This is a genomic window from Oleiphilus sp. HI0128, assembly GCF_001635365.1.
This window is the reverse complement of sequence record NZ_LWGG01001530.1, coordinates 1-982: the sequence shown is the minus strand read 5'-3', so window position 1 is coordinate 982 and position 982 is coordinate 1. Positions and strand designations below refer to the sequence as shown.

2 protein-coding genes are annotated in these 982 nt (G+C 48.2%); both read left to right on the top strand.

Annotated elements, in window-relative coordinates; translation table 11 throughout:
• Positions 1-689 (top strand): ABC transporter ATP-binding protein (locus A3763_RS25255; RefSeq protein WP_156495324.1); only part of this gene is annotated, 689 nt, incomplete at its 5' end.
• Positions 682-982: tetraacyldisaccharide 4'-kinase (locus A3763_RS25250; protein WP_197483123.1), on the top strand; the 301-nt coding region annotated here is incomplete at its 3' end. The genes A3763_RS25255 and A3763_RS25250, both read left to right, overlap by 8 nt.

Genomic DNA, 982 nt, shown 5'->3' with positions numbered 1-982 from the left:
AAGCGATCCTGAAGAATATTGATTTATCGATCAAGCCTGGTGAAACCGTTGCTTTGGTCGGCCGCTCCGGTAGTGGTAAGTCGACACTGGCGAACCTGATTCCACGCTTTTACGAAGCCCAATCTGGCAGCATTACCTTAGACGGTGTGCCAGTCGAAGACTATACCTTGCGTTCTCTTAGAGATCAGATTTCATTGGTTACTCAGCAGGTGACCTTGTTCAACGATACCTTTACCAAGAATATTGCCTATGGAGGCTTGGAAGGTGCTTCGATCGAGGATGTACAAGAGGCTGCGAGAAAGTCTAATGCATTAGCGTTTATTGAGGATAAAGACCTGGGCTTTGATACAGAGCTTGGCGATAACGGTGTCTCGTTGTCCGGTGGGCAGCGTCAACGTATCGCTATTGCACGAGCCTTGCTGAAAGATGCGCCAGTGTTGATTCTCGATGAGGCGACCTCAGCCCTGGATACAGAGTCAGAAAAAGCTATTCAAGGTGAGTTGGAGGTATTGATGGAGGGACGTACAACAATTGTGATCGCGCATCGCCTATCGACTGTAGAAAATGCAGATAAAATTGTAGTGATGGACCAAGGTCGTGTAATCGAGCAGGGAACACATCAATCACTTCTGGCTGCAAATGGTGAGTACGCCAAACTTTACAATATGAACCTGGCGGACGATGCCTAGTCAGGATCAGCAACGTGCTGCTTCAACGAGCATAACCGATGCTTGGTACCAAGGTGCTGCTTGGCTATACCTGCTGGCACCACTGTCACTTATCTATATGCTTATTTTGGTCATACGGGCATGGCTATACCGCTTAGGTTTTAAGACCTCATATCGTTCCAGTTTACCCATTATAGTGGTTGGCAATATTACGCTCGGCGGGACTGGAAAGTCACCATTGGTTGCATACTTGGTGCAAGCGCTTCAGGAAAGAGGCTATCAGCCTGGTATCGTCAGCAGAGGGTACGGTGCAT